The following is a 7,473-nucleotide window of genomic DNA, read 5'->3' as shown; positions in this document are numbered from 1 at the left end:
AATGCCTCCGGATTACAGCGGGATAAATCCGCTATCAGTTCCCGTATCGTACAGGCTCTGGCCATTATCCTGCCTCCGGCACATCAATGCCTTCCGGTAACGTCAGGATAAGATAAGGGAATGCCTTACTGACATAGTCCAGCACCGGTTGCCAGTCCAGAGTATCCCCGTCAGAAGAGACCGAAAAATATCCCGGACACAGGTTGTGCAACAGCAGTAATGCCGCCACCACAAACACGTCATAGGGTTTATATGCCGTCTTGCAGAAATCCCAGTAGCCCTCAACGGGTATTTCGCGCTGTACAATAAACGTCTCATGATTCATGTCATCAGCCGCATTGCCGTTGAACCAAAGCGCCTCACCGTCATCGGTGAATAATGAGCCATCGTTCAGCTGGTTTTCACCCAGACCATCACACAACACAATGGGTTTATCCGGATATCCGCCGCAAATCTGCTCTGCGGATATGGGATCGGCCAGATAGTGGTGATAGAGCTTGTCCAGATGTTCACGGAAGTTCTGCCACATCAGGGGGTCAACGCTTTGTTTTTGTGTAAAATAATGTGTATATCCCATGTGATAAATCCTCATTCTGATTAAAAAAATGGCGGATTCATCCCCTGACGGAAATCAATCCGCCGGGCGGGGTCATAATAAAAAGTCAACAGTGCTGTCAGTACGACAAATCAGCGACACCAGGCATAACGCACCTGCGCCAGCTGGTATGTCAGTCCAAAGCCGGCACGGCATGCCGCTTTTGCGGAACAAAATGTCCTGCTGTCCAGCGAGGTCATCAACGAATGAAAGCGGTATTCTTTCGAATGTGTGCCCAAACGTACGGTAATGCGAACCCTGAATTGCCGGGGATTCACTTTCACCACCGTCGCACGGTAAGCGCGCCGGCCGGTCCGGTTAATTATCCACGGCAATTCATCGGGTATCCCTGACGAGATAAATGGTATACGGTCATAAAAACGGTACAGCCACTGCATGATCAGTGTCAGAAATGAAAACGGCTTGTTTTCAGGCAGTAAAACAGACATGTGTTTCTCCGGTAAAAAAGACGGAGAAACCACCACCTGCCGGGGAGTTTCCCCGTCGGATGGGTAAGTTAAAACAGAAAATGGTGGCGGATTAATTGCTCAGTTCAATATATTCCGGATATTCACCCGCAATCTCTATTTCCATCATTTGCTGTTCAATATCATAGAAACCGGCTTCATAGCCCCGCAGCCAGATCTCAGCATCAATGTGATGCCCCATATCCTCTAAACGGCGAAGTAAACATGACGGCAAGTGTCCCATCCGCCCATTCAAACGCCAGTACACTAATTCACCGAATGCAAATCCGGTATGATAGTGCACATACTCCATCAGTTCTTTTGCCCCCGGCATATGTTGATATCGGGTATAGCTTTCAACCTGTTTCAGTTCGGACGCAATGTCTTGCAACCGACGAGCTTCTTCAAGCAACCACTTCGCACCTTCCCTAATCCTGGAAGTACGACAGACGAGATCGGTTATAAAAAACACACCACAGGCAATGTAATAAATCAGGTTAAATAATGTCATCGGAGCTTCTCCTTTATCAATTACGGGAAAAGCCCCACGGGCTTTATTCCCGTATGGGGTCGTAAATTGTGAATGTATTCCGTTAAACACCAAACATCAGCGCTTCAACCGGATCTTCAAACTGTGCATTTTTGACCGCATCGTTGTAAATGCGGCGAAAATCAGACGCATAAGGCGTTTGATCAGCCGCATCCCAGACTACGCGGACCATTTTCTCAAGATGTGGACGGGTAAAATCAGCCTCCACAGATAACGCGCCCAGTTGCTCTGCAACTGCCCTGATTATCCAGAAGTTCAGCGGAAAATTATCTTCGTCCATACACTCGCCAATATCCAGACGGACAAAAGCAAGAACCATGTCGAGATCACCTGACAGGTGATGTAATTGCGTGAGATAGTGCAAATCGTCAAAAAAAGACGATTGGGGAAATGTAGATACCCTCATTGAATCTCTCCTGAAAAAACAGAGAAATTCCCTGATGACGGGAGATTTCCCCGTCAGTGGGTTGATTATATGAAACGTTGCGTAAAAATAATCCTGATGATAACACAATACAGTTATCACCCTCCGTCAATTTCAAGGACGAACGGAGTTCTGTCATCACCCGTAGGCCCTCGTCTCAGATGACCCGAGGATTGGCAGTAGCAATCACCCGTAGGCGTTCCTCTCAGATTGCCGGAACATTGGCATCGTTGTCACCCGTAGGCGCTTCTCTCAGACAACCGAAGCATTGGCAAGTTGCATTACGCAACGAGATAAGCGGATTCATTTTTAGCCGTTTTTTTATCTTTGTCAATCCTGCCCATTCAGGATTTTTACCGCTTCTCTGATCACCCGTACTCCCCCTTTACGGGTAATATGGATTCCATCATCTGTTCGTACAGTTTCATTATGAATAACAGATTGCCATTGCGTTCCCAAAATATGAGGCTGATTAATATCCAGATAATGAATATTTAATAATATCGCACTGTGCTTAATAATATGCCGGGTATGCATTAAATAACGCTCATGCAGCGGATTTTTTAAATGTGGCGGAGATATCCAGATAATTGTCGCTAACGGATTTTTATTTTGAATCTCAGCAATTAATTGAAATACCAGACTGTAATATTTCCGCCATTCTTCCGGACCATATTGAACAAAATCATTTGTGCCAAGACTAATAATCACATTATCAAACTCACGCAAATCGGAATTATTCACAAAAGCTATCCAATCTTTTTTGTTTTTATTTATTAAACCCGAACCAGAAACATATTCTGTTTTTATTTTTTCGTCCAAAATATATTTTGCGGACTTTTCATAAACAGCCGTTAACGAATCACCTAAAAATAATGTCTTCGCCATTAACGGAAAACAAAAAGTAAAATTAACAAACAAAATAATTAAATAGGCTTTCATTTTTATCTTATTCCTCAACATCCCCTTTCTGACTGTAAACCCGTTTAATATAATCGCCACGACCGTCACCATGCCCTAAATCCATGGAGGTTAATGCATAAGCTTCTTTTTGACTGAATCCCTGACTGAGATAATATTTTTCAACATCCTGAGCATAGGCATACCGTAAACCATGATTTGATTCTTCGTGAATAAATCCGCCTATCCGTCGCATCACATTAATATAACGATCTTTGGCAGAATGTAATGACGGACGATTAATTAAATAACCGTTATGTTTATCAGCATATTCAATGGCTTTATTAATTAATGTTAATACACGGGCTTTATCCGGCACTAATGCTTCACGAGGTCTGCCTCCTTTTGTCCCAAAAACCACATGAACACGCTCTTTACCGTTTTTAAGCGCATGTTGCCAAGTCCGTAATGATTTTACTGACTGCACGGCTTCTTCATTTCTCAACCCCAGACTACGGGATAGCTGCATGGTTAATGCTACCCCCTGATCATAAGGCTCAATCCGGGCGAGCGCTCCGTGAAAGCGCTCGTCCGATATCGCGGTACGGGTGCCAGCCCTGCTGGCACCTGAAATCCCCAGCGCCTCATTACTGAGGCGCTCATGTTTAGGGTCAGCCAATTTATGACGTCCGGCAACACGAAATATCGCCCGGATAGCCGACATTTCGTTTTGACAGGTGCGTAAACTGATATTCTGTTCTCTACGCGCATGGATATACATTTCAATATGACGGGATTTCAGTTGCTCAACAGATCGTATCTGAATATTCAACCCGGTCAGCTCTGCCGCAACCCGTTCTGCAATTTTGACCCGGTCTGCAATGGTTTTAAAACTCCCTCCGGCCTGACGGGAAAGGATATGCATTTCACGGGACAGGGCTTTTGCTCTTCTGGACATTCTCTGATTCTCCGCCTTTTTCTCTCTCAACGGGTTACCTTTTCCCGGCGCGACGGTTTTATATTGCGCATCCTGCGACCTGACAGATACCTGAGCACCGGGGCGATAAAAGGTTGAGTTGTTGAGAGGTATCAAATCAGTTCTCTGAACTGTTTGCGGTCATCAGACCGGTCCCTGTTATCAGGGCACCTCCGTCCGTCAGTTTCCTGACGTCGCCTTGGTATCGTGTCGTTTTTTCTCCTGTTTTCATAATGTTATACGTTTTTATCATCATATAAACGTTGAGTGTTGAAAGACTTTCAGCTGTTCTGAGCAATGCATTACGTGTCTGTCAGATTGTCAGTTTTGCTGTAAGACCAGTATTGAAGCGTTCTGAGCGTATGCACTTGCGTGCGTCACTTTGTCTTCATTTCACTTGACGAAAGTGACGCACGCCCGTCATTCTGCTGCTCAATGTATTGCTCCGAAGATGCCGCTTTCCAAAGCTGCGCAATGGAAACGCGTCATACCGGGCATACAAAGGTTGCAGAAAGCAGGACGTATTCGTCAGAACACATCAGAAGAGGCAGATACACGTTATCGCGTACTCTGCTTTTTTGTGGATATCCGGGTAACCGGATAGCGGTGACATGGTCACTGAAGTGCAGTTAATCCTGATGATAACCCTGTTCGGTTATCACCCTCCGTCAATTTCAAGGACGAACGGAGTTCTGTCATCGCCCGTAGGCCCTCGTCTCAGATGACCCGAGGATTGGCAGTGGCAATCACCCGTAGGCGTTCCTCTCAGATTGCCGGAACATTGGCATCGTTGTCACCCGTAGGCGCTTCTCTCAGACAACTGAAGCATTGGCAATGTTGCATTATGCAACGGTATAACACGATAAATTTAATCAAACTTTGTTTTTTCGTCAATACAGAAAAGAGGGAATATTTCCCTCTTTTCTGCCTACTTTCAGACACAAAAATCAGCTATATGCTTAATTTATTACTTCAGCGCAAAAATAAATTTAACTATCAACCAATAAATAATTTATCGCTTCGGCTACTTTCTCAGACGCAATGTCATGAACAATTTTTGTGCTTTTTAGTCGTTTATATCTAACACCTACCAGGAACTAACGAAGATACTTCTCTGGCCTGTTTTCAAATAAAACAATAACGGGTATATTTAATGCAGGACTTAAATAAACCGGAGCACTATCAGCCAAATTTTCCAGTGCTTTCTGATTACCCTTGGCGGCTTTATTAACCGTATCTTTAACCGCCTCCCAGCTTTCTCCGCTGGTGAGTGCCTCTGCTACGCTTTTGATAGTCCCGACTACCGGCATAAAATCTGCGCTCGTTGACAGGATATCTTTCAGTTCTTCCTGACGCTGAGTGTACATCTTCACCGAGCACGCTTCCGTGCTCATCCCAGCATAATTTTCCTTCTTATAGAGCTCATTTTCTGCTTCAACGCGTTCTTTCGCGACCTGCTTAGGAGTCTTACCCTGCACCAGTGCATCTCTCAGGTCACTGAGCGAATTATTCTCAACAACAATTTCCCTATTTTTTATTTTTAGATTTATTCATCAATTCAGGAATAACTATGTTAGCTACCCATAGTCCAATCCCCAAAACTAACCCTATAGTTCCACCTACCTTAACCGCATAAATAAAAGACTCATATATGGACACCATACGTAATGACTCAAATGAAAAAACTCCAGTTTTAAAAAATGCAACTATAATCCCAATAGGGATACCTAACATGCAAATTGCGATGGATAAAATTGGAATCACAATTACAGCTTGAAGAAATGAAATGATAAATTTTCTATTCATCTCATTCCCCCTCTGTTACATCATTTATTATTTTTTTAGTAGAGTATTCAGTTGTGGAGCCTACCCCACTACCTATCACATCTCCTATAATTTCTGACTTAACTGGTCCACGGCCATTATTCATTAAACTATTAGTAACTTTATTTGACGTTGTTCCTCCCAGCACTGAACCAAAAATCGAGCCTGCTACTGATGCGGTTGGATCTTCATGCTTAATTGAGCTACCCAAATAGGCTCCTCCTCCATTCACTACCGTTGTAAATATAACACCTTTACCTTGTGTCAGAGAGCCTGTACCTATTGCAATCAACGTATCTGTATAACTATATGTTTCGCCCGGTTTCATCGTGATAAGTTGCTGCGTCGCATCTGTTGCGCCACCTAATGCGCCGCCAAACAAAAAACCATATGTCGCTGTTGCCGGTGCTATAACTGTACTGGCTGCAATCGCAGGAACTGGTGCCCATGCAACCAGTAAACCTCTGGCTGGATCTTGTCCTTCAGGGAGATCGCCTTTCGCATGTTTAGATAATGCGGCGGTAACTTCTTGTGGTAATTTATTATCCTCTGACATCGATGTAGCTAGTGTCGATGCTGACAACCCATATTCTGCCATTCCTTTCGAGAGTTTAAATCCATCACTAATCCCGTTATTCTCAATCGTTGTTTTCCCTGCCAGGGCTGCGTTCGCCACACTCTGTGTATCTCCGCCTGCCAGACCACCGGCAAGACCTGACGCCAGCGTTGCCCAGGCACTGACATTCTCTTTTTCCTGCTCTGTCAGTTCATGCGCTTTTTTATGATAAACAGACTCCGCCAGTATCCCTATTGCTTCCCCTGTCATCGCCCCGGTCGCCTGCGCCGCAACATTCTCACCTTTGGCCAGCGCAAGGGCGGCATTCGCTATACCATGAGCAATGGTGCGTTTCAGGTTGACATCGGTTTCTTCATCCGGGATCTGTTTTTTTATTTCATTTGCGATAAACGGTGCTGCACCATCCGCCAGCGCCGCCTTCAGGTCTCCGCCCATCACGCCCTGAACCGCTGCCGTTGCCGCCTGCATGGCACGGGTATACTTACCGCCGGTGCCAAAGCCCGATTCCGCTAAGTTTTTCTCAACCTCTTTGTTAAATAGCAACGCAGTGATATCCCTGTCACCCGCACTCTTACCTTCAGCAATCAGCTCTGCTTTCGCTTTATCGATATCATCCTGTTTATAGTTGCGGATATCAAAGTCTGCCTTCGCCTTTTCCGTGGCTCGGATTGTCGCCTCAGTCCGCGCGATATCTGTGGCCTGAACACCAATTTCACCAAGCAGTTGCTGCTCTTTTACCCGGTTCTGCTCTTTCTCTTTATCAAAGATTTTATTCAGCGCTGAATGCGCATTCTCCGTATCACGGCTCAGCGTCGCCACATCCTGCGTCTGATGTTCTGTATCCCGGATAATCCATTTACCGTCAGAGACTGCCGAATGCGTGGTGTTATGGCTGCTTTCCTTTTTATTACCCCCCATGGCCAGCGCACTGCCCATATTGGATATCAGATTGCCCCCCACACCGCCACCGGTGCTCAGGCTACCGCCCTGGTGTTCCACCCGGTATTCTGCTTTATTCTCGATATTCTTAAAGCCCAGTGTCCCCGTGTCAAGGCGGTTTTTCTCCGCATTTCCTTCTGATGCGATAACCGCACCATCCAGTTGGGTGTGCTTCCCGACCGTAATGTCAAAACCCTCTTTACCGGCAAAAATCCCCGTCT

The 7,473-nt window shown here is 45.4% G+C and carries 11 protein-coding genes; 2 read left to right on the top strand and 9 right to left on the bottom strand.

What is annotated here, in order from left to right; genetic code table 11:
- Nucleotides 1-64: 64 nt before the first annotated feature.
- From QSH13_RS18110 to QSH13_RS18085, 6 genes are all read right to left on the bottom strand, one after another.
- The gene (locus QSH13_RS18110; RefSeq protein ID WP_286039428.1) at nt 65-577 is read right to left on the bottom strand and encodes a hypothetical protein; all 513 of its coding nucleotides are present in this window, start codon (nt 575-577) and stop codon (nt 65-67) included.
- A gap of 110 nt (nt 578-687) precedes the next feature.
- Nucleotides 688-1,044, bottom strand: coding sequence for a hypothetical protein (locus QSH13_RS18105; protein ID WP_286039427.1), 357 nt, complete (start codon nt 1,042-1,044; stop codon nt 688-690).
- 91 nt (nt 1,045-1,135) lie between these two features.
- Nucleotides 1,136-1,573 carry a hypothetical protein gene (locus QSH13_RS18100; protein WP_286039426.1) on the bottom strand — a complete coding sequence of 146 codons (438 nt, stop codon included), beginning with the start codon at nt 1,571-1,573 and terminating at the stop codon, nt 1,136-1,138.
- Between the two features lie 82 nt (nt 1,574-1,655).
- Nucleotides 1,656-2,018, bottom strand: coding sequence for a hypothetical protein (locus QSH13_RS18095; protein ID WP_286039425.1), 363 nt, complete (start codon nt 2,016-2,018; stop codon nt 1,656-1,658).
- 348 nt (nt 2,019-2,366) lie between these two features.
- The gene (locus QSH13_RS18090; RefSeq protein ID WP_286039423.1) at nt 2,367-2,978 is read right to left on the bottom strand and encodes an SGNH/GDSL hydrolase family protein; all 612 of its coding nucleotides are present in this window, start codon (nt 2,976-2,978) and stop codon (nt 2,367-2,369) included.
- Between the two features lie 7 nt (nt 2,979-2,985).
- A complete protein-coding gene (locus QSH13_RS18085; protein ID WP_286039422.1) occupies nt 2,986-3,894 on the bottom strand; it encodes an integrase domain-containing protein in 909 nt (302 codons plus the stop codon).
- 469 nt (nt 3,895-4,363) lie between these two features.
- Here QSH13_RS18085 and QSH13_RS18080 point away from each other — a divergent pair, with 469 nt between their 5' ends.
- Nucleotides 4,364-4,516: a hypothetical protein gene (locus tag QSH13_RS18080; protein WP_162558078.1), complete on the top strand. Its 153-nt coding sequence runs from the start codon at nt 4,364-4,366 to the stop codon at nt 4,514-4,516.
- 493 nt (nt 4,517-5,009) lie between these two features.
- Here the strand turns inward: QSH13_RS18080 and QSH13_RS18075 are convergent, their stop codons facing one another.
- The 3 genes from QSH13_RS18075 to QSH13_RS18065 are packed head-to-tail and all read right to left on the bottom strand — an operon-like array spanning nt 5,010 to nt 7,132.
- A complete protein-coding gene (locus QSH13_RS18075; protein WP_286039431.1) occupies nt 5,010-5,390 on the bottom strand; it encodes a hypothetical protein in 381 nt (126 codons plus the stop codon).
- Between the two features lie 49 nt (nt 5,391-5,439).
- Complete coding sequence (locus QSH13_RS18070; protein ID WP_136516711.1) at nt 5,440-5,718, bottom strand: hypothetical protein; 279 nt, start codon at nt 5,716-5,718, stop codon at nt 5,440-5,442.
- A 1-nt stretch (nt 5,719) separates the two neighbouring features.
- Nucleotides 5,720-7,132, bottom strand: coding sequence for a VENN motif pre-toxin domain-containing protein (locus QSH13_RS18065; RefSeq protein WP_286039429.1), 1,413 nt, complete (start codon nt 7,130-7,132; stop codon nt 5,720-5,722).
- Nucleotides 7,133-7,189: 57 nt separating this feature from the next.
- Between QSH13_RS18065 and QSH13_RS18060 the strand changes: the two genes are divergently transcribed.
- Entirely contained in the window at nt 7,190-7,393 is a 204-nt protein-coding gene (locus tag QSH13_RS18060) for a hypothetical protein (RefSeq protein WP_286039430.1), read from the top strand.
- The last annotated feature ends 80 nt before the right edge of the window (nt 7,394-7,473 follow it).

This window comes from Proteus faecis (assembly GCF_030286765.1).
Classification (GTDB): domain Bacteria; phylum Pseudomonadota; class Gammaproteobacteria; order Enterobacterales; family Enterobacteriaceae; genus Proteus; species Proteus faecis.
Note: the sequence above shows the minus strand (reverse complement) of the source record. Positions and strands in the feature narration are given on the sequence as shown.